General features: G+C 67.9%; 18 protein-coding genes and 1 riboswitch. Of the genes, 12 read left to right on the forward strand and 6 right to left on the reverse strand.

All coding sequences use genetic code 11. The features are described 5' to 3' along the window. Window positions 1-955: MFS transporter (locus EK403_RS19825; protein ID WP_245479810.1), on the reverse strand; the 955-nt coding region annotated here is incomplete at its 3' end. Between the two features lie 10 nt (window positions 956-965). Then, the gene (locus EK403_RS19830; RefSeq protein WP_128779191.1) at window positions 966-1,655 is read right to left on the reverse strand and encodes a fumarylacetoacetate hydrolase family protein; all 690 of its coding nucleotides are present in this window, start codon (window positions 1,653-1,655) and stop codon (window positions 966-968) included. Between the two features lie 125 nt (window positions 1,656-1,780). Here EK403_RS19830 and EK403_RS19835 point away from each other — a divergent pair, with 125 nt between their 5' ends. After that, window positions 1,781-2,542: an SRPBCC family protein gene (locus EK403_RS19835; RefSeq protein WP_128779192.1), complete on the forward strand. Its 762-nt coding sequence runs from the start codon at window positions 1,781-1,783 to the stop codon at window positions 2,540-2,542. Window positions 2,543-2,831: 289 nt separating this feature from the next. On the opposite strand, the gene EK403_RS19840 is transcribed toward EK403_RS19835, so the two are convergent. After that, on the reverse strand, window positions 2,832-3,713 hold the full coding sequence (locus EK403_RS19840; RefSeq protein WP_128779193.1) for a MurR/RpiR family transcriptional regulator: 882 nt from the start codon (window positions 3,711-3,713) through the stop codon (window positions 2,832-2,834). A 183-nt stretch (window positions 3,714-3,896) separates the two neighbouring features. Here EK403_RS19840 and EK403_RS19845 point away from each other — a divergent pair, with 183 nt between their 5' ends. The 5 genes from EK403_RS19845 to EK403_RS19865 all read left to right on the forward strand — a co-directional run bounded on the left by EK403_RS19845 (window position 3,897) and on the right by EK403_RS19865 (window position 10,623). After that, a complete protein-coding gene (locus EK403_RS19845) occupies window positions 3,897-5,402 on the forward strand; it encodes an amino acid permease (RefSeq protein ID WP_128779194.1) in 1,506 nt (501 codons plus the stop codon). Between the two features lie 118 nt (window positions 5,403-5,520). Next, complete coding sequence (locus tag EK403_RS19850) at window positions 5,521-6,888, forward strand: glutamine synthetase family protein (RefSeq protein ID WP_128779195.1); 1,368 nt, start codon at window positions 5,521-5,523, stop codon at window positions 6,886-6,888. A gap of 128 nt (window positions 6,889-7,016) precedes the next feature. Beyond that, the gene (locus EK403_RS19855; RefSeq protein WP_128779196.1) at window positions 7,017-8,402 is read left to right on the forward strand and encodes an aldehyde dehydrogenase family protein; all 1,386 of its coding nucleotides are present in this window, start codon (window positions 7,017-7,019) and stop codon (window positions 8,400-8,402) included. 161 nt (window positions 8,403-8,563) lie between these two features. Further along, window positions 8,564-9,739 (forward strand): iron-containing alcohol dehydrogenase, encoded by a 1,176-nt coding sequence (locus tag EK403_RS19860; RefSeq protein WP_128779197.1) that lies wholly within the window; start codon window positions 8,564-8,566, stop codon window positions 9,737-9,739. A gap of 2 nt (window positions 9,740-9,741) precedes the next feature. Further along, window positions 9,742-10,623 carry a type 1 glutamine amidotransferase gene (locus EK403_RS19865; RefSeq protein ID WP_128779198.1) on the forward strand — a complete coding sequence of 294 codons (882 nt, stop codon included), beginning with the start codon at window positions 9,742-9,744 and terminating at the stop codon, window positions 10,621-10,623. A 13-nt stretch (window positions 10,624-10,636) separates the two neighbouring features. Here the strand turns inward: EK403_RS19865 and EK403_RS19870 are convergent, their stop codons facing one another. From EK403_RS19870 to EK403_RS19880, 3 genes are all read right to left on the reverse strand, one after another. Further along, window positions 10,637-11,263, reverse strand: coding sequence for a DUF938 domain-containing protein (locus EK403_RS19870; RefSeq protein ID WP_128779199.1), 627 nt, complete (start codon window positions 11,261-11,263; stop codon window positions 10,637-10,639). Window positions 11,264-11,294: 31 nt separating this feature from the next. Then, window positions 11,295-11,480: a hypothetical protein gene (locus EK403_RS19875; RefSeq protein WP_128779200.1), complete on the reverse strand. Its 186-nt coding sequence runs from the start codon at window positions 11,478-11,480 to the stop codon at window positions 11,295-11,297. Window positions 11,481-11,667: 187 nt separating this feature from the next. Beyond that, window positions 11,668-12,867: an O-succinylhomoserine sulfhydrylase gene (locus EK403_RS19880; protein ID WP_128779201.1), complete on the reverse strand. Its 1,200-nt coding sequence runs from the start codon at window positions 12,865-12,867 to the stop codon at window positions 11,668-11,670. Between the two features lie 50 nt (window positions 12,868-12,917). After that, window positions 12,918-12,997: riboswitch (SAM riboswitch) on the reverse strand. A 101-nt stretch (window positions 12,998-13,098) separates the two neighbouring features. On the opposite strand from EK403_RS19880, the gene EK403_RS19885 reads away from it, so the two are divergent. The 6 genes from EK403_RS19885 (at window position 13,099) to EK403_RS19910 (ending at window position 19,025) form a co-directional block, all read left to right on the forward strand. After that, on the forward strand, window positions 13,099-14,196 hold the full coding sequence (locus tag EK403_RS19885; RefSeq protein ID WP_280986771.1) for a 2'-deoxycytidine 5'-triphosphate deaminase: 1,098 nt from the start codon (window positions 13,099-13,101) through the stop codon (window positions 14,194-14,196). Window positions 14,197-14,371: 175 nt separating this feature from the next. Then, window positions 14,372-14,809 carry a hypothetical protein gene (locus EK403_RS19890; RefSeq protein ID WP_128779202.1) on the forward strand — a complete coding sequence of 146 codons (438 nt, stop codon included), beginning with the start codon at window positions 14,372-14,374 and terminating at the stop codon, window positions 14,807-14,809. Between the two features lie 443 nt (window positions 14,810-15,252). Continuing rightward, window positions 15,253-15,897 (forward strand): DNA adenine methylase, encoded by a 645-nt coding sequence (locus tag EK403_RS19895; RefSeq protein ID WP_206659595.1) that lies wholly within the window; start codon window positions 15,253-15,255, stop codon window positions 15,895-15,897. Then, window positions 15,894-17,021, forward strand: coding sequence for a cysteine desulfurase family protein (locus tag EK403_RS19900; protein WP_128779203.1), 1,128 nt, complete (start codon window positions 15,894-15,896; stop codon window positions 17,019-17,021). Before EK403_RS19895 ends, EK403_RS19900 begins: the two co-directional genes overlap by 4 nt. Window position 17,022: 1 nt before the next feature. Continuing rightward, window positions 17,023-17,952, forward strand: a complete 930-nt coding sequence (locus tag EK403_RS19905; protein WP_128779204.1) for a DUF4007 family protein — start codon at window positions 17,023-17,025, stop codon at window positions 17,950-17,952. After that, on the forward strand, window positions 17,946-19,025 hold the full coding sequence (locus EK403_RS19910) for a hypothetical protein (RefSeq protein ID WP_128779205.1): 1,080 nt from the start codon (window positions 17,946-17,948) through the stop codon (window positions 19,023-19,025). The genes EK403_RS19905 and EK403_RS19910 overlap by 7 nt, the downstream gene beginning before the upstream one ends. Window positions 19,026-19,073 lie beyond the last annotated feature (48 nt).

Genomic DNA, 19,073 nt, shown 5'->3' on the forward strand with positions numbered 1-19,073 from the left:
CCACGATGCCGAGGCTCGCGGCGATCAGCGTCTCGGCGCGCCCGAACCGGTCGGCGAGCTTCGCCGAGATCGGGATGCAGACGCCGAGGAACAGCACGCCGATCATTTGCAGCGGCAGGAATTCCCCGCGCGTGTAGCCGAGCGTCGAGGTGCCCCAGCTGAGCGTGAACACCGTCATCAGATAGAAGATCGCGAAGGTGGCGGCCGCCGCGACGGTCGCGATCGCGAGCGTCGGGAAATGGGCGGAGAGCACCTCGGCCATCGGCACGCGCACCCGCTCGTGCCGTTCGATCGCCCTCCGGAACGCCGGAGTCTCGGCGATCTTGAGCCGCACCCAAAGGCCGACGAACACGAGCGCCGCGCTCGCCACGAACGGGACGCGCCAGCCCCAGGCGAGAAATTGCGCGTCGGTCAGCAGGTCGGTCAGGATCAGGAAGCTTCCGGTCGAGCACAGGAAGCCGATCGGCGCGCCGAGCTGCGGGAACATGCCGTACCAGGCTTCCTTGCCGGGGGGCGCGTTCTCGGTCGCGAGCAGCACCGCCCCGCCCCATTCGCCGCCGAGCCCGAGCCCCTGCCCGATGCGGAAGACGCACAGCAGCAGAGGCGCGAGCAGGCCCGCCTGCTCGTAGGTCGGCAGCAGCCCGATCGCGACGGTCGACAGCCCCATGGTCATGAGCGCGGCGACCAGCGTCGCCTTGCGGCCGATCCGGTCGCCGAAATGACCGAACAGGGCCGCGCCCACGGGGCGGGCGAAGAACGCGATGGCGAAGGTCGCGAAAGACTGCAGCGTCGCGGTCGCGGGGTCGGCGCCGGGGAAGAACAGCCGCGGAAACACGAGCACGGCCGCGGTCGCATAGATGTAGAAGTCGAAGAACTCGATCGTGGTGCCGACCAGGCTCGCGAACAGGACGCGGCGGGGCGAATTCGTGGGCTGGGCGGAGACGGCCAGTGTCATGCTCCGTTCCTCAGCCGACCGTGACGGTCAGCGCGCCCACGCCCTCGACGCGGCCCTCCAAGCGGTCGCCGCGCTTGACCGGACCAACGCCGGACGGCGTGCCGGTGAAGATCAGGTCGCCGGGCGCGAGCTCGAACAGGCGCGACAGGCCCGCGATCATCTCGGGCAGCGTCCAGATCAGCTGGTCGAGGTCGCCGGTCTGGCGGCGCTCGCCATTGACCTCAAGCGTGACCGCGCCCCTGGTCGGGTGCCCGATCTCGGCGGCGCGGGCGATCGCGCCGCAGGGCGCGGCGTGGTCGAAGGCCTTGCCGACCTCCCAGGGCCGGGAGAGCTTCTTGGCCTCGGCCTGCAGGTCGCGGCGGGTGAAGTCGAGGCCGACCGCATAGCCGAAGACGAGGTCGAGCGCGTCGGCCTCGGCCACGTCCCTGCCGCCCTTGTGGAGCGCCGCCACCATCTCGATCTCGTGGTGCACGTCGGAGGTCTCGGGCGGATAGGGAAAGACGCCGCCGTCGGGCAGCAGTGCGTCGGGCGTCTTCATGAAGAAGAAGGGCGGCTCGCGGGTCGGGTCGTGTCCCATCTCGACGGCGTGCGCCGCGTAGTTCCGGCCGACGCAATAGACCCGTCGCGCAGGGAACAGCTCCGACGTCCCGCGGATCGCGACGGCGGCCTGGGGCGGCGGGTCGAAGGCGAAGGTCGGCATGGTGGGCGGCTCCTGATCGTCGGGCGCAGCAATGCCGTCCCGGCGCCCGCGACGCAAGCCGCGCTTGGCGCCCGACCGTCGCGCGCCCTAAATCCCCGCCCCCGCCATCTCCAGCCGGTCGCCTCATGGACATCTCCGGGTCTCATCGCATCCCCGCTCCGCGGAGCGCCGTCTGGGCCGGCCTCAAGGACCCGGATGTCCTTCGGGAGTGCGTTCCCGGCTGCGAGCGCCTCGAGAGGGGCTCCGGCGAGGCCTTCGAGGGCGTCGTCGCGGCCAAGATCGGACCTCTGAAGACGGTCTTTTCCGGCCGCGCGTCGGTCGAGTCCGCCTCGCCGCCGGAGCGGTTCGCGATCTCCGTGACGGCGGCCGACGCCACGGCGGGATCGGGCGAGGGACGCGCCGAGGTCACGCTGACCGAGGAGGACGGCGCCACCGTCATCGCCTATGCGGGCTCCGCCGAAGTCGAGGGCAAGATCGCCCAGCTCGGCTCGCGGCTCGTCTCCGGCGTCGCGCGGCAGACCGTGGAGACATTCTTCGCGCGCTTCGCCGCCTTGGCCGAAGAGGGCCGGCTGCCCGCCGCCGAGGAGGCCTCGTCCGAGCCGCCGCTCGCCGACGCCCCGCCGCTCGCGCCCGAGCAGCCGGCGGCCGGCCCCGCCGAGATCGTGGACGCGCCGCCGCTCGTCACGGCCGGCGAGGTCCCCCCCGGTGCGCCGACGCCGATCGCCCCGACCGCGACGCCCGACACGCCCGATCCGGCGGTCGTGGCCTCCGCGCATGCGGCTGCCCCCGCGGAAGGCCGCTCGATGAGCCGGATCATGCTGGTCGCCGCGATCGTCGTGGCGGCCGGCGTCGCGCTCTACTTCCTGCTGCTTCAGCCTCCCGCCTGACGACCGCGTCGTTCACGCCCCGAAACTCCTCGCGGTTGCGTTAGGCTCCCGCACACCATCTCCGCATGGCGTGCGTTGTCTTTGCCGCTGAAGCCGCAAGACTACCGTTTAGCAGCTTGGCGCATCGCGCCGTCCTTCAATCGCGAACGGGAGCATCACCCTATGGACATCGTTGAAATCCTCGCGCTCGTCTTCGGCGTCGCGCTCGCGGTCTTCGTGCTGACGCGCCTCAATTCGGGCCTGAGCCGCGAAGAGCGCAAGCGCCTCTCATCGTAAGCCGAAGGCTCACTCACTCTTCTCCCAACACCCTGGCGCGGATCTGCTCGAGCCGCGCCAGGCGCTCGGCCGCCTCCTGCGAGGCGAGCTCGGTCACACGCCCGACCAGCGCCTCTGTGAGCGCCAGCAGGCTCGTGAACGAATCCCACGCGCCGTCGCTCTCGGTGCGGCCGACCAGGACCGCGTCCGCATGGCGAGCTGCGGGCGCGTCCGTGGAGTCGGTGAACAGCGCCACCGACGCTCCCCGTTCGGCCGCGAAGGCGCAGAGCCGCACCACGTCCTTCTGATAGCGCCGGACGTCATAGGCGACGATCACCGACCGCCGCCCGACGTCGATCAGCCGGTCCGGCCAGGTCGAGGACAGCGAGCCGATCTCGTCGACGTCGGCGCGCACGATCTCGAGATGGCGGACCATCAGCCGCGCGAAGACCTGGGTGAAACGTCCTCCCACCACGAGCACGGGCCGGCGCGGATCGGCGAGCCTGCGGGCCGTCGCCTCGAATTGCTGGCGGTCGAGGTCGCGGAAGGCGTCCGCGACATTGGCGGCGAGCTGGGCGCCGAAGCTCGCAAGACGGTCTCCCTCGGCCGCTGTCGTGGCGCGGTGCGCGGTCCAGCGTCCGAGCGGCGACACCCGTTCGGCGGCCAGCTCGGCGCGCAGCCGATCTTGCAGCGAGCGCCAGCTCGTCAGCTCGAGCTTAGCCAGCAAGCGGAGCACTGTTTGGGAGCTCGCGCCTGCGCTCTTCGCGAAGCGCGCCATGGGAGCAAGGCCTGCAACCGGGTAATGCGCGGCGAGATGGTCGGCCGCCCGACGTTCTCGCGGCGTGAGCTCGGGCGTGATCCTCTCGAGCGCCTGAGCGATCGTGCCGGCTGCGGCTCCCGCTCTTTCCGGCCCCATGCGAATCCCTCTCCCGACGCCCGGCCTTCGGCCTGTTCATTCCATATTGACAGATTTCACGCCGTGACGGAACGTTCGTTCCAGCAGCGGGTCAGGTCACGACCTCGCGAGCGACGGCGGCGCGAGCACGCGCCGCCGATGGGGCGCGCCGGAGCGGCGCTTAGCAGGGAAAGGGCGGTTCCCATGGCGCAGCGCGGCGACGGAGGCGTGGGCTACCAGACAGTCGACGCCGACTATTTCTCGAAGCGCGGGCTGGCGCGTTACGCAGGCGTCGCGAGCCTCTGGGCGCTCGGCGTCGGGGCGGTCATTTCGGGTCATTTCTCCGGCTGGAACTTCGGGTTCGCGACCGGCGGCTGGGGCGGCATGCTGGTCGCCGGGATCATCATCGCGATCATGTATCTCGGCCTGACGTTCTCGATCGCCGAGATGTCGGCCGCCCTGCCGCACACCGGCGCGGCATACAGCTTCGCCCGCACCGCGATGGGCCGCTGGGGCGGCTTCTTCACAGGTCTTTGCGAGAACGTCGAATACGTCATCACGCCGGCGGTCGTGGTGACGTTCATCACCGGCTATGTGAACTCGATCTTCGGGCTGGACGCGGCCTATTCCCCGCTGATCTGGATCGCCTTCTACATCATCTTCGTGGGGCTCAACGTCTTCGGGTTGGAGCTCTCGTTCAAGGTGACCATGACGGTCACGGTGATCTCGCTCGGCGTCCTGGTGTTCTTCTGGGCGAGCGCGGTCCCGAACATGGATTTCTCGCGCTGGGCGCTGAACATCGGCGTCGGCCCCGACGGCGCGGCGGTCGAACTGCCGGAGGGCGGCGGTCCGCTGTTCCCGTTCGGGATTTCCGGCGTGCTCGCCACCCTGCCCTTCGCGGTCTGGCTGTTTCTCGCGATCGAGCAACTTCCGCTCGCGGCCGAGGAGTCGATCGACCCCAAGCGCGACATGCCGAAGGGCATCATGCTCGGCATGTTCACGCTGATGGTGTCGGCCTTTATGATCGTGCTGCTGAACCCGTCGGTCGCCAATGTCGGATCGTTCAAGCTGTCGGCCTCGCTCGAGCCGCTGCTCGACGGCTTCCGGGCGATCTATGGCGACAGCGGCGTCGCGATCCTCGGCATCGTGGCGCTGACCGGCCTGATCGCGAGCTTCCACACCATCATCTATGCGCAGGGCCGCCAGATCTATTCGCTGTCGCGAGCGGGCTATTTCCCGCGCGGACTGTCGGTCACCCACTCGACTTACAAGACGCCCCACATCGCCATGATTGTGGGCGCGATGGTCGGCCTGGGCGTCATGCTGATCATCTGGTTCGCGCTCGGCGCGGAACAGGCCGGCGCCTCGATCGGCTCGGTGCTGCTGAACATGGCCGTGTCGGGCGCGATGTTCTCCTACATCGCGCAGGCGGTCTCCTTCATCCTGCTCCGGAAGAACGCGCCCCACATCGAGCGGCCCTACGTTTCGCCGCTCGGCGTGCCCGGCGCGGTCGCCACCATCGTGATCGCGGTGGTGACGCTCGCCTATCAGATCCAGGACCCGAACTTCACCAAGGGCGTGCTCTGGGTGCTGGTCTGGTTTGCGGTCGCGACCGTGTACTTCGCGGCGATCGGCCGTCACAAGCTTGTGCTCTCCCCCGAGGAGAAGTTCGCGCAGTCCAAGGGCGCGGAAGCCTACGAGACGCATTGACGCCAGGGTCCCTCACCCGGAGGGCGCAGCCCTCCGACCTCTCCCGAGTGGGGGGGAGGTTGACCCAAAGGGCCGGGTGAGGGGCGCCTCGTTGGCCACCAGAGATCGCCGGAGCCTCATGTCCAAGACGCCGCCCAAGAACGCCAAGGACCTTCTCGCGTTGGTCGACAAGCGCGGGCTGAGCCACGTCAAGGTCGGCGTCTCGGACGCCGACGGCGTGCTCCGCGGCAAATATATGAGCCGGGAGAAATTCGCCTCTTCGCTCGAGAAGGGGTTTTCGTTCTGCGACGTGGTGCTGGGCTGGGATTCTAACGACCAGCTTTACGACAACACGTCGTTCACCGGCTGGCACACCGCCTATCCGGATGCGGCGGTGCGGCTGCTGCCGGAGACCGCGCGGGACCTGCCGCTCGAGGGCGACATGATCTTCGTGCTGGGCGAGTTCGCCGAGCGCGCCGAGGAGGTCTGTCCGCGCGGCGTGCTGCGCCGCGTGCTCGAGCGGGCCGCGGGCATGGGCTTTTCGGTCAAGGCCGCGACCGAGTTCGAGTTCTTCCTGTTCGAGGAGACCCCGCATTCGATCCGCGAGAAGGAGTACCGCAACCTGCGGCCGATGACGCCGGGGTTCTTCGGCTATTCGGTGCTGCGTTCGGGCGTCCACTCCGAGTTCTACGCCGACCTGCTGAAGCTCTGCGCCGACATGCGCATGCCCGTCGAAGGGCTGCACACCGAGACCGGGCCCGGCGTGCTGGAGGCCGCGATCGAAGTCTCGGACGCGCTCGAAGCCGCGGACCGGGGCGCCCTCTTCAAGACCATGACCAAGATTCTCGCGCAGCGGCGTGGGCTGATGGCGACCTTCATGGCCAAGTGGTCGAACGATTGGCCGGGCCAGTCTGGTCACCTGCACATGTCGCTGCAGAGCAAGGACGGCGGCTCGGTCTTTTTCGACGAGAAGAAGCCCGGCTCGATGTCGGACGCGATGCGCTGGTTCATCGGCGGCCAGCAGGCTCTGATGCCTGAGCTCCTCGCGATGGTGACGCCGACGGTCAACGGCTATTCGCGGCTGATCCCCGGCTTCTGGGCGCCGACCGACGCGACCTGGGGGGTCGAGAACCGCACCTGCGCGCTGCGCGTCATCGAAGGCGGCCCCAAGAGCCAGCGGGTCGAGTACCGAGTGGCGGCCGCCGACATCAATCCTTATGTCGCGCTCGCCGCGGCGATCGGCTCGGGGCTCTGGGGCGTCGAGAACAAGATCGAGCCCGACGCTCCGATCAGCGGCAATTCCTACACGCAGAAGCACCCGGCGAAGCGCGCTCTGCCCCGGACGTTGGGCGAGGCCGCGGCCCGGCTCGCGAAATCGAAGCCCGCCAAGGAGCTGTTCGGCGAGCCCTTCGTGGAGCATTGGGCCGCGACCCGCGAATGGGAGCAGCGGGAGTTCAACAAGGCGATCACCGACTGGGAGCTCGCGAGGTATTTCGAGATCATCTGAGGCGCGAAACGGGAGGCGTCATCCCGGACGGCCGAAGCCGATCCGGAATCGTCCGCAGGATGAGGCGCCTCTTTCTGAAAACGATCCCGGCTCTCGCTTCGCTCGGCCGGGATGACGAGTGGATTTCCATGACCGACCAGATCTGCATCTCCCCCATCGACGGCGCCGAGCTCGTCCGGCGTCCCACGACCTCCGACGCCGAGATCGAAGCGGCGCTCGTTGACGCCAAGCGCGCCCGAGCCGAATGGGCAGCCGTCCCGCTCAAGGAGCGCGGCGCCCGGATGCTCGCCTTCCTCGACGCGCTGCTCGGCCTCAACCAGCAGATCGTGCCGGAGCTTGCCCAGCAGATGGGCCGCCCGGTGCGCTTCGGCGGCGAGATGCGCGGCGTCGAGGAGCGCGTGCGCTGGTGCGTGGACTCCGCCGAGGCTGCGCTGGCCGACGTCGTCCCTGAGCAGAAGCCGGGCTTCCGCCGCTTCATCCGCCGCGAGCCGCTTGGCGCAGTGCTGGTGATCGCGCCCTGGAACTACCCTTTCCTGACCGCGGTGAACTCGATCGTGCCGGCGCTGATCGCCGGCAACGCCGTGCTCCTGAAGCACGCCGCGCAGACCATCCTGGTCGGGGAGCGGTTCCAGGAGGCGATGGACAAAGCAGGGCTGCCGGACGGCCTGTTCCGGAACGTCGTGCTCGACCACGACCAGTCCGCGAAGCTGATCGGCTCGGGCGCGATCGACCACATCAACTTCACGGGCTCGGTTGCGGGCGGGCGGGCGATTGAGCGAGCGGCCGCCGGCACCTTCGCGAGCCTTGGCCTCGAGCTCGGCGGCAAGGATCCGGCCTATGTGCGCGCCGACGCGGACATCGACTTCGCGATCGAGAACATCGTCGACGGCGCCTTCTACAATTCCGGCCAATGCTGCTGCGGCATAGAACGGGTGTATGTGCACGAATCGCACTATGACCGCTTCGTCGACGGGGCGGTGGAGCTGACATCGAATTACGTCCTCGGCGATCCGCTCGACGACGCGACGACGCTTGGGCCGATGGCGCATAAGCGCTTCGCCGAGATCGTCCGCGCCCAGACCTCGGAAGCCATCGCGGCCGGGGCCAAGGCTCATCTCGACCCGAAGGCGTTTCCGGCGGATCAGGAAGGAACCGCGTATCTCGCCCCGCAGATCCTGACGAATGTGGACCATTCCATGCGCGTGATGATGGAGGAGAGCTTCGGTCCGGTCGTCGGGATCATGAAGGTCAAGGACGACGAGGAGGCGCTCGGCCTTATGAATGACAGCCCCTACGGCCTCACGGCCTCCATCTGGACCCGTGACATAGCGGCCGCCGAGGCGCTCGGCGACCGGATCGAGACCGGCACCGTGTATATGAACAGATGCGATTATCTCGACCCGGCGCTTGCCTGGACGGGCGTCAAGGACACCGGCCGCGGCGCCTCGCTGTCGGAAATCGGCTTCCAGATGCTCACCCGGCCAAAGAGCTTCCACCTGCGGGAGGCGAATTGAGCCTAGCCTAAGACGCGTCCGTCATTCCCCCGGCTTGTCCGGGGGATCCATCGTTGGCGTGGAGCGCTGCGGTCGGCCCTGGACCCTCCGGACAAGCCGGGGGGTGACAAGGCGTTTCCCAGCGAACCCGTCGATCGCCCTGCCGACCAGAGACTTCCTCGATGACCTCCCTGACCTCCGCCTGGAATTATCCCACCCGCGTGCTGTTCGGCCCTGGCCGGATCGCCGACCTAGCCTCGGCCTGCGGAACCGCGGGGATCAAGCGGCCCCTGCTCGTCACCGACGCCGGCCTGAAAGACGCCGACATTACCAGGCGCGCCCTCGACCTCGTGGACGGCGCCGGCCTCAAGGTCGCGCTGTTCTCGGACGTGAAGGGCAACCCGACCAACGCCAATGTCGAGGCCGGCGTCGCGGCCTATCGCGCCCACGAGGCCGACGGCGTGATCGCGTTCGGCGGCGGCTCGGGGCTCGACGTCGGCAAGCTCGTGGCCTTCATGGTCGGGCAGACCCGGCCTGTCTGGGACTTCGAGGACGTCGGCGACTGGTGGACGCGCGCCGACGCCGCGAAGATCGCGCCGATCGTCGCGGTTCCGACAACCGCCGGCACCGGCTCGGAGGTCGGACGCGCCGCCGTCGTGACCAATGAGGAAACCCACGAGAAGAAGATCATCTTCCACCCGAAGATGCTGCCTGCGATCGTGGTCTCGGACCCCGAGCTCACCGTCGGCCTGCCGCCCAAGCTGACCGCCTGGACCGGCTTCGACGCGCTCGCGCACTGCCTCGAGGCCTTCGCCGCGCCGGGCTTCCACCCGATGGCCGACGGCATCGCGGTCAACGGCGCCCGGCTGATCAAGACCTATCTGCCGCGCGCCGTGGCGGACGGCTCCGACATCGAGGCCCGGGCCAATATGCTGGCGGCCGCCTCCATGGGCGCGGCGGCCTTCCAGAAGGGGCTCGGCGCGATCCACTCGATGTCGCATCCGGTCGGCGCGATGTACGACACCCATCACGGCCTGACGAATGGCGTGGTGATGCCCTACGTCTTCATCCGCAACCGACCCGCGATCGAGGAGCGGTTCGCGCGGCTCGCGAAATCTTTCGACATCGAGGACGGCTTCGACGGCTTCATCGAGTGGGTGCTGGCGTTCCGCGCCAAGCTCCATGTGGCCGATACGCTGGCCGAGCTCGGCGTCGACGAGGCGCGGATCGACGAGATGGCCGAGAAAGCCGAGCGCGATCCGTCGACCGCCGGCAACCCCCTGCCTCTCAAGGCGCCCGACTTCGCCCAGCTGTTCCGTGCGGCGATCCGCGGCGACCTCGACGCCGCCCGGGGCTGACGATGCGGCCGCTGAGACTGCTCGTCGCCGAGGGAAATCCCCCGGCGATGCGCGAGCGCCACGCCGCGACCTCGGGCCAGACCCCGAGCGTGTTCTACGCCGACGTGCTGGGCGGCCTTGCGGAGGGGCTCGGGCTCGAGACCCGGATAGACCTCTGTTTTCCAGCCGACGAGGGCGCGAACCTGCCGGCGGGCGAGGACCTCGCCGGCTATGACGGCGTTGCGATCACGGGTTCGGGCCTCAACCTCTGGAAGGCCGAGCGCGAGTCGCTCGCCCAGGTCGAATTCGCCCGCGCGGTGTTCGATTCCGGCCTGCCGTTCTTCGGCTCCTGCTGGGGGCTGCAGGTGGCGGCGGTGGCGGCCGGCGGCGAGGTGAAGCTCAATCCGCAGGGGCGCGAGATCGGCGTCGCGCGCTCGATCCGGCTGACGGACGCCGGGCGCGGCCACGAACTGCATCGCGGCCGGCTCGAGGTGTTCGACGCGCCGGCGATCCATTCCGACGAGGTCGCGACGCTGCCGTCCGAGGGCGCGACCGTCACCGCGACCAACGAGCTCTGCGCCGTCCAGGCGGCCGAAATCCGTTACGGCAACGGCGTGTTCTGGGGCGTCCAGTTCCATCCCGAATACACCTTCACCGAACTCGGCGGCATCCTGACCCGCTACACCCCGATCATGATGCAGGAAGGCTTCTTCCGGGACACGGAGGAGGCCGCAAAATATGTCGCCGACCTCGTGGCGCTCGACGCCGACCCCGACCGCAAGGACCTGGCCTGGCGTCTCGGCGTCGCGCCCTCGGTGCTCGACCCGATCGTGCGCCGCACCGAGCTCGTCAACTGGCTGAACCTGCAGGTGAAGCCGGCGGCGAGCGCCCGCGGCAGGGCGTAAGCGACCGACTCGATCACTGCTTGCGAAAGACCACCCCAAGATTGTTCGCCGGCAACTGATGAATTGCGGCGAGTTCGAGCCTTTCGGACGCCGCAACGGTCGAGACCTCCTCCAGGTTTCGGACGCCCCACTTCGGATCCCGGGCTCGCAATTGCCGGTCGAATTCGGCATTGCTCTCAGCGGTATGAGCGCCGTGCCTTTGGAACGGTCCGTAGAGGAAGAGCAGCCCGCCAGGCTTCAGTATTCTGCCCGCGCCGCGCATCAGGCCCTCGGTCGCCGACCAGGGGGCGATGTGGATCATGTTGAGGCAGATCACGGCGTCCAGCGGCGGCGCCGGCCAGACGTCGTCATGGACGTCCAGAAGGATCGGCGCGCGCACATTGGGCAGGGCCGCGAACCCGCGCCAAGCCTCGATGGAGCGCAGGCACTCGGCGTCGCGCTCGGTCGGCCGCCAGACGAGCCGGGGCATCCTGTGCGCGAAATGAACCACATGCTGGCCCGTGCCGCTGCTGACCTCCAGGACTTCGCCTGAGCCCGGCAGCACCGCGTCGAGCAGATCGGCGATCGGCTGCTTGTTGCGTTCCGCCGAAGGACTGACCAGCCGGCCAGCCTCCGCGTGGTCGAGGTCTTCACATCGCATTTGCGCGCCTTCTCGACAGTCCCGGCCCGGATCAGATCAGGCCGATGGCGTAGAGCGCGAGCAATCCGGACCCGACGGCCAGCGCCGACAGCTCAAACCGCTTTAGGCGCTTCGCCGATCGCTGTCGACGCGCGGCGTCCTGCTGCTCGCGGCGGCCGAAACTCGCCGGCCGGTCGTCTTCGGCCTGTTGGCGCGTCGGGAAGACGCGGAAGGTCACGGCGTGGTCTCCTCTGGTCGTGGACGACGTGACGTATGTCTTCGTCCGGCGGCGGATATCGAGGGGGCGAACCGCCGCATTGTCGGGGGCGAACGCCGCTTGCCCCGAGACCGCGAGGGGTTCGCGCCTGTCGACGACGGATCCCCTGATGTCGCCGATGGTTGACGGCTCGTTAACGCCGTCGCCGTCACACCGCCTTCAGCGCCGTGTCGATGTCCTCGATCAGATCGTCGACGTCCTCGAGTCCGACCGACAGGCGGAGCGTGGCGTCGGTGATGCCGAGCTCCGCGCGCGCATCGGGCGCGAGGCGCTGATGCGTGGTCGTGGCGGGATGGGTCAGGATCGACTTGGCGTCGCCGAGATTGTTCGAGATTTTCACGATCTCGAGCGCGTTGCCGAACCGGAACGCCTCGGGCTTCGCGCCGCCGATGTCGAAGGTCGCGAGCGTGCCGCCCCCCGTCATCTGCTTCTTGACGAGGGCGGCCTGCGGATGATCGTCGCGGCCGCAATAGGTAAGCTTCTTCACCTTGGGGTGGCTTGCGAGGAAGTCCGCAACCTTGGCCGCGCTCGCCTGCATGCGCTCGACGCGGAGCGAAAGCGTCTCGAGCCCCTTGGCCAGCACCCAGGCGTTGAACGGCGACATCGAGGGGCCGGTCTGGCGCATGAAGGTGTGGAGATGGTCCATGACGAACTTCTCCGAGCCCAGCACGACGCCGCCGAGCGTCCGGCCCTGGCCGTCGATGTGCTTGGTCGCGGAATAGACCACGACGTCGGCCCCGAACTTCAGCGGCTTCTGAAGAACCGGGGTCGCGAACACGTTGTCCACGACGAGCAGGGCGCCGGCCTCGTGCGCGATCTTGGCGATCGCCTCGATGTCGTAGACCTCAAGCGTCGGATTGGTCGGGCTTTCCAGGAAGAAGACCCTGGTCTCGGGCCGGACCGCCGACCGCCACTGGTCGAGGTCGGCGCCGTCGACCAGAGTGGACGGCACGCCGAAGCGCGGCAGCAGGTCCTCAACCACATAGCGGCACGAGCCGAACAGCGCCTTGGCCGAGACCACGTGGTCGCCAGCCTTGATCTGGCAAAGCATGGCGGCGGTCACCGCCGCCATGCCGCTCGCCGTTGCGCGCGCCGCCTCCGCGCCCTCGAGCGCCATCATGCGACGCTCGAAGGTCGTCACCGTCGGGTTCGAGAAGCGCGAATAGATGTAGCCGGGGTCGCGCCCGTCGAACCGGGCCTCGGCCGCCTCCATCGTCTCGTAGGCGTAGCCGGAGGTGACGTAGATCGGCTCCGACATCTCGCCGAACCCCGAACGGGCCTCGCCCTCATGGATTAGACGCGTGGCGTCGGACAGGTCTCTCGACTTCGGAAGGCTTGCGCGGCTCATCGGTTCACGACCTCGGTCGACCGGGCCGCGATGATCGCCGTTGAAGAAGGCTGATCGCGCGTCCGGCCTTTTAGCGGGCATGTTTTACGTGGTCGCAAGCCGGCCGGCCCAAAGAACCACGGGAGAGCCGCTTGGGTACGCTCGGTCGCGCTTGGCGTCAACGGCGCTTATCGCTAAACCGGCGACGGGCGCGGGGCAGCCGGAACCGTCACGCCCGGCCGGAGAGGCGGCGTGACGAGAACGACTTCCCAGGGCGGCATCCTGCCCTCCCAGGAGATTGAGCGCATGATCGCCGAGGGCGCCATCGCGCTCGATCAACCCGCGGCGGCCGACCAGGTTCAGCCGGCGAGCCTGGACCTCAGGCTCGGGCCGGTCGTGCACCGGGTGCGCGCGAGCTTCCTCCCGGGCCCTGGACGACCGGTCCGGGAGCGGCTCGAAGAGCTCACGCTGCACACGATCGACCTGAGCCAGGGCGCGGTGCTCGAAACCGGCTGCGTCTACATCGCGCCGCTGATGGAGCGGCTCGCCCTGCCGGCCGACGTCGCCGGCGCCACCAATCCGAAGAGCTCGACCGGGCGGCTCGACGTGTTCACCCGCGTGATCGCCGATGGCGCACGGGCCTTCGACGTCGTTCCGCAGGGCTATCGCGGTCCGCTCTTCGCCGAGATCTCGCCGAGAACCTTTCCGGTTCTGGTCAGGCCCGGCTCGCGGCTCTCGCAATTGCGCCTGCGCCGCGGCGAAGCCCGACTCGACGATGCGGAGCTCGCCTCCCTCCAGGCGCGCGCGCGGCTCGTCGACGACGATGCGGCCGACGTGCGAGGCGGCGTGGCGGTGACGGTCGACCTCATCGGCGAGGGCTCTGGCGCGGTCGGCTGGCGGGCGAAGCGCCACACCGCCGTGGTCGACGTCGACGCGCCCGCCGCCCAGGCAGTCGAGGATTTCTGGGAGCCGATCTCGGCCGGCCGCTCGGGCCTCGTGCTCGACCCGGGACAGTTCTACATTCTCGCCTCCCGCGAGGCCGTGCAGGTGCCGCCCGACCACGCCGCCGAGATGACGCCCTTCGACCCGCTGGTCGGCGAGTTCCGCGTCCACTACGCTGGCTTCTTCGACCCCGGCTTCGGCCATGCCGACGCGAAGGGCGCGGGCGCTCGGGCGGTGCTCGAGGTCAGGAGCCATGAGGTGCCGTTCATCCTGGAGCACGGCCAGACGGTCGGCCGCCTCGTCTATGAACGCATGCTGGAGCGCCCCGCCGCGCTCTATGGCGAGCTGAAGACCTCGAACTATCAGGGTCAGCGGCTGAAGCTCTCGAAGCATTTTCGGGCGCCCTGAGGGACCGGCGCGCCCCTACTTGGAATCTCAGCAAACATTGCTCTACAGCGGCCCATCTTGCTCTAGCTGCCAGCAATACTTGCTCATCAAGCGAAAATCTCAAGAATTCCTATGACTTCTTCTGATCACGAATTTCAAGCTTTAACTCCCGATTGGCTAACCGAGAGGCCCCCGAATGACCGACTTTGCTGGCATCGATGATGATGATTTCCTCATCTCCCCCCGCATCCTCGAGCAGCGCCGGACGAGCGTTGTCGAAGCACTCAGCGTGAGAGGGCTTTGCGGGATCGTGGAAGACGCGCCGAGGGAACTCGCAGTCCTCGGAATTGAAGTGACCCCCGAGGCAATCGTTCGGCGTGTTCGCGCTAAGCTGGAACGCGGCGTCGGTTGGGGCCAGTACGTGCAGCCGAGCGAAGAAAATTTTCAGGCGACGCTGTCTGAAGAGCGGATCGAAGATTTTTGCTTATCGTTTCAGAAGCTCTACGGAAACGGCTCGATCTTCCGCGAACCAATGTTCAAGCCTGAGATACGGGCGCTTATCGACGCTTATGAGATTGAAATGCCGACCTTCGGCGAGGACCTGTATCAGCCGGCCCGGCGTGGCTACGCCTGAACTGAGGGGCAGCAGACAGCCACCGTTTGCATGAAGAACCCTTGGCGACGAAGTTCGAGATGAAGTCGCCGGGGCACCCGACTTGGGCGGACAAGCTTCCGGTCGCGCGGGCAGGCTAGCGGAGCGCCCAACGCTCGAGACGGGCTATGACACAAAAGCAAACGGTCCGCCGTTCTAGGCGGCACCCAATTTCAGACGTTTGTTAAGTGTCGCGCGACACAGATCGGATCGGCTTCCACTGCCGCCATCTTCAGGTCATTGTCTACAGGACGCCACCGCCATGAGAATGACGTCATCGTAGACTTGGCCATCGGCCGCGCTTGCACCACTGGTGCCTAAGCGGCAGTCGATGAGCATTTGCATTCATCGCGAATTTCTGCGATGTAGAATGAATGTCGTATCCAGGTGGAAAAGGAAGGGCCTACCATAGGCTAATCAACCTGATGCCGCCGCATGATGTCTTCATCGAGACCCACCTGGGCGGCGGCGCCGTGATGCTGCGCAAGCGCGCCGCGGCGCGGAATATCGGGATAGACGCTGATGCCAACGTGATCGCGCGTTGGCGCGAACGAGACGTTCCGGCAGTCGAACTCGTTCATGGCGATGCCGTGGACTACTTAGTCGCCAATCCGCCGGCACCGACCGCACTGGTGTTCTGCGACCCGCCGTACTGGCCGGCAAGCCGACGCCGCAAGCGCTGCTACCGCCATGACTATACCGCAGACGACCACCTCCGCCTGCTTGATGTCCTTACCGGCCTGACCTGCGAGGTGATGATCACCGGATATCCGAACGAGGCCTACGACGCCGAACTGACCGGATGGCACATCACGGACTACCCGAACTGCACGCAGGTAGGACGGGTCGCCGAACGCGTCTGGACCAACTTCGCACCACCGTTCGTCCTGCACGACTACGACCACCTCGGCATCGACTTCCGGGAACGGGAAGCCCTAAGGCGCCGTCGGACATCGCATGTCAGGAAGCTGCAGCGCCTTCCAGCGCTTGAGCGGAACGCAATCCTGGCCGACCTAGCCGACGCATTCCCCGACGAGCTCAAGCTGGCGGTCGGGAGGCATGGACAATGACGGCGATCTATCTCGACCACCAGGCGACGACAGCGCCCGATCCGCGCGTACTCGAAGCGATGCTGCCCTGGATGTCGCGTCCCGCCAACCCGCATGCGACGCACGCTTTCGGACGTGCCGCGGCCGATGCGGTCGAGACCGCCCGCGGCCAGATCGCAGCGCTTATCGGTGCCCAACCGGACGAAATCTTCCTGACCGGAGGCGCCACCGAGGCGGCCAACATCGCCATCCGCACACTACCCGCCGGCTCGCGCGTGTTGGTCAGCCCCATTGAGCACGCCTGCGTCATCGAGACGCTCGCCGCTCGGGCAGGCGAACTCGAGGTAAGCGGAGCGCCAATCGGAGCGGACGGGGTGCTCGACGCAGACGAGTTCGCCGAAGCGCTGGATGGCCGCGACGTCGCCATCGCTATGGCGGTCAACAACGAGATCGGCACGGTGCAGCCGATGAGGGAGATCGCCGACGCATGCCGACTCGTCGGAGCGGCGCTGCTCACGGACGTCTCACAGGCGGCAGGGCGCATAGCAGTCGACCTCGCCGCGTGGGACGCGCGCGGCGCATGGCTGTCCTCACACAAGATCTATGGGCCGCAGGGCATCGGCGCGCTCGTATGGCGCGGGGACGGTTCCCCCGCGCCGGTGGTGACCGGCGGGGGCCAGGAGCGAGGGGTCCGCTCTGGGACCGTGGCGACCGCGCTTGCCGTCGGCTTCGGCGCCGCTTGCGAGATCGCGCTTCAAGAGATGATCCAGGACGCGCGACATGCGGAGGCGCTCGCCGACAGGTTGCTGACGGCCGTGCGCGCGATGCATCCCGACGTTGTCGTCAACGGCTCGCTGGAGCACCGGGTGCCCCAGAATCTGAGCTTAGCCTTTCCAGGGATCGACGCGGACGAGTTGATGGCGAGCCTGCCCGGTCTCGCGATCTCGACAGGCTCGGCATGCAGCGCGGGCGCGATCGGGATCTCACATGTGCTTACCGCCATCGCGCCGTCGCACATCTCCGAAAGCACGATCCGGATCGGCTTCGGCAGGACAACCACAGCAGACGAGGTGGACGAGGCGGCGCGGCTGATCGGCCAAGCTGTGGCCGCGCTTACAAGCGGCGGACAGAGGAAAGTCGGGTGACATGGTGACGGTGATGGAGAAGGCGGAGAAGCAGGTGGACCCACGGGGCCGCCCCCGTGTCTTCTCAGGCCACGAATCCTTTGCTGTCCGCTACGGTTGGCTACCGAAGATCTATGAGGCGGTCGTCCGCGATCCGGAGATCTTCGCCGATGACGAACGTGCCATCCTGACGCTCGGCCTGGGCAAGAACATGGTCAGGTCGGTGAGGTTCTGGGGCGAGGCCTTCGGCATAACGCAGGCGCAGGGGCGTCTGGTGCGACCGACCGAGTTCGGCCGGCGGCTGCTCGACCCAGACATAGGCGTCGACCCCTACCTTGAAGACGCCGGCGCACTCTGGCGCCTCCACTGGCAGATCACCGTCCATGGTGGCCTCGGAGCCTGGAGCGCGGCCTTCCTCACAGTCACTGACGTCGAGGTGACGCGTAAGCGGCTGCTGGACCTGATCGTCGCTTCGGCCGCAAGCACACGCGGCGCCGTCAACGCTGCCACCGCGGCAGCCCACCTCGAAATGCTCGTCAGGACCTACGACGCCGCCGCCGACCGGGGCGCCGCCGTGCTTGAGGATACGCTCGGATCCCCGTTCCAGGAGCTGGACCTACTGCGGACCGCGGCGCCAGGGGGCGTCCCCACCATCCGTCTGAACCGCGGACGCAAACGCGGCCTGGACCGGAGGACTCTCGCGTTCGCGCTCGCGGACCACTGGCGCGCCGCAGCCCCCGGTTCGCGGGCGCTGACGATGCGCTCTATCATGCTCGACCGCGTTTCGCCCGGCTCGGTGTTCCGCCTTGACGAGGCAACGATGCACGAGCTGCTTGAGGAGGTCTGCGATGGATCCACGGCGCTGGCGCTGAGGAGCGACGGCATCGGCGGCCTGGAGCTCGTATGCACGGGGGCCGAGGGGCCCCAGGAACTGGAGAAGCTGGCGTGGTGAACAGGGCGGAAAGTCCGATTGGGCTGCGGGTCACCCTCTCGCGCCGCTACGTGCGCTCGACGGACGTCGCGCGCGACCTCACCGATCCGAGGGCACTGGACGGCTATGTGGTGACGGCGTCGGCCCGCTCGGCGCTCGAGCGGCTGGTCGACGGCCTCGATGCAGGATCGACGCAGCGCGCTTTCCGCATCACCGGACCCTATGGAAGCGGCAAGTCCTCATTCGCGCTACTCCTCTGCCGCTTGCTGACGGCGGTCGACGAGCGGGCCAATGAAATTGCCAAAGCTTCGGGCCTTGCGAAGGGTACGGCGTTCGCACCGCATGCCGTGATCTTCATGAGTGGACGGCGGACCAGCTTCTCGGGGGATCTCCTCGCGGCCGTCCGCGAACAAGCGCGCATGCTCGGCATGGACGACATCGCCGCTGGCGCGGCCAAGGCCGGTACGGACGAGGATCCAGGACTGAGGGCACGGTCCGCGATCGATCTACTCGACCGGCTCTCGCGCGATACGATCTCGGCTGACGGTCGGCGCACCCTACTGCTAGTCGACGAGATGGGCCGCTATGTTGAGCATGCCGCCGCAAATCCTCGGTCCGAGGACCCCTCGGTATTCCAACAGCTCGCCGAGCGCGCCGGCGGCCGCGGTGGCGCCCCCCTGGCGGTCATCGGCGTCCTGCACCACCGTCTCGCGGAATACGTTGCCGCCATGGGCGGCGTCATCGAGGCCGAGTGGACCCGCTCGGCCGATCGATACGAGGAGATCGCCTTCGGTGACAGCTTGGAGCAGACGCTGCACCTCGTCGCCGGGGCGCTCGAAGCCGATCCAAGTCACACGCGGCCGGTTCGCGATGCCGCGCGCCGGCTCTTTGAAGAAGCTTTCCAGCACGGCACGCTTGGCGGCGATCCGGCGGACGTGGCTGCTATCGCGGCCGACCTCTATCCGCTGCACCCGGCAGCCCTCGCCACGCTCACCGTCGCGGCCCGGCGGCTGGGCCAGAACGAACGCTCGATCTTCGGCTTCCTCCAGACGTTAGAACCCAGCGGATTCCAGCGCTTCGTCCAGAAGATGTGATCCGGCGTGGAATTTTGACCCCGTAGGTCGGGGGATCGGCGTCCAATT

Origin of the sequence: Hansschlegelia zhihuaiae (genome assembly GCF_004103825.1) — a bacterium.
GTDB classification, from domain to species: Bacteria; Pseudomonadota; Alphaproteobacteria; order Rhizobiales; family Methylopilaceae; genus Methylopila; species Methylopila zhihuaiae.

Excerpts from the sequence above, each read along its gene's own strand:
- EK403_RS19880 (WP_128779201.1), bottom strand. The coding sequence starts at position 12,867 with ATGAGCCGCGCAAGCCTTCCGAAGTCGAGAGACCTGTCCGACGCCACG.
- EK403_RS19830 (WP_128779191.1), bottom strand. The coding sequence starts at position 1,655 with ATGCCGACCTTCGCCTTCGACCCGCCGCCCCAGGCCGCCGTCGCGATC.
- EK403_RS19860 (WP_128779197.1), top strand. The coding sequence starts at position 8,564 with ATGACCTCCCTGACCTCCGCCTGGAATTATCCCACCCGCGTGCTGTTC.
- EK403_RS19905 (WP_128779204.1), top strand. The coding sequence starts at position 17,023 with ATGGTGACGGTGATGGAGAAGGCGGAGAAGCAGGTGGACCCACGGGGC.
- EK403_RS19835 (WP_128779192.1), top strand. The coding sequence starts at position 1,781 with ATGGACATCTCCGGGTCTCATCGCATCCCCGCTCCGCGGAGCGCCGTC.
- EK403_RS19865 (WP_128779198.1), top strand. The coding sequence starts at position 9,742 with ATGCGGCCGCTGAGACTGCTCGTCGCCGAGGGAAATCCCCCGGCGATG.
- EK403_RS19895 (WP_206659595.1), top strand. The coding sequence starts at position 15,253 with ATGCCGCCGCATGATGTCTTCATCGAGACCCACCTGGGCGGCGGCGCC.
- EK403_RS19850 (WP_128779195.1), top strand. The coding sequence starts at position 5,521 with ATGTCCAAGACGCCGCCCAAGAACGCCAAGGACCTTCTCGCGTTGGTC.
- EK403_RS19870 (WP_128779199.1), bottom strand. The coding sequence starts at position 11,263 with ATGCGATGTGAAGACCTCGACCACGCGGAGGCTGGCCGGCTGGTCAGT.
- EK403_RS19890 (WP_128779202.1), top strand. The coding sequence starts at position 14,372 with ATGACCGACTTTGCTGGCATCGATGATGATGATTTCCTCATCTCCCCC.
- EK403_RS19900 (WP_128779203.1), top strand. The coding sequence starts at position 15,894 with ATGACGGCGATCTATCTCGACCACCAGGCGACGACAGCGCCCGATCCG.
- EK403_RS19855 (WP_128779196.1), top strand. The coding sequence starts at position 7,017 with ATGACCGACCAGATCTGCATCTCCCCCATCGACGGCGCCGAGCTCGTC.
- EK403_RS19845 (WP_128779194.1), top strand. The coding sequence starts at position 3,897 with ATGGCGCAGCGCGGCGACGGAGGCGTGGGCTACCAGACAGTCGACGCC.
- EK403_RS19840 (WP_128779193.1), bottom strand. The coding sequence starts at position 3,713 with ATGGGGCCGGAAAGAGCGGGAGCCGCAGCCGGCACGATCGCTCAGGCG.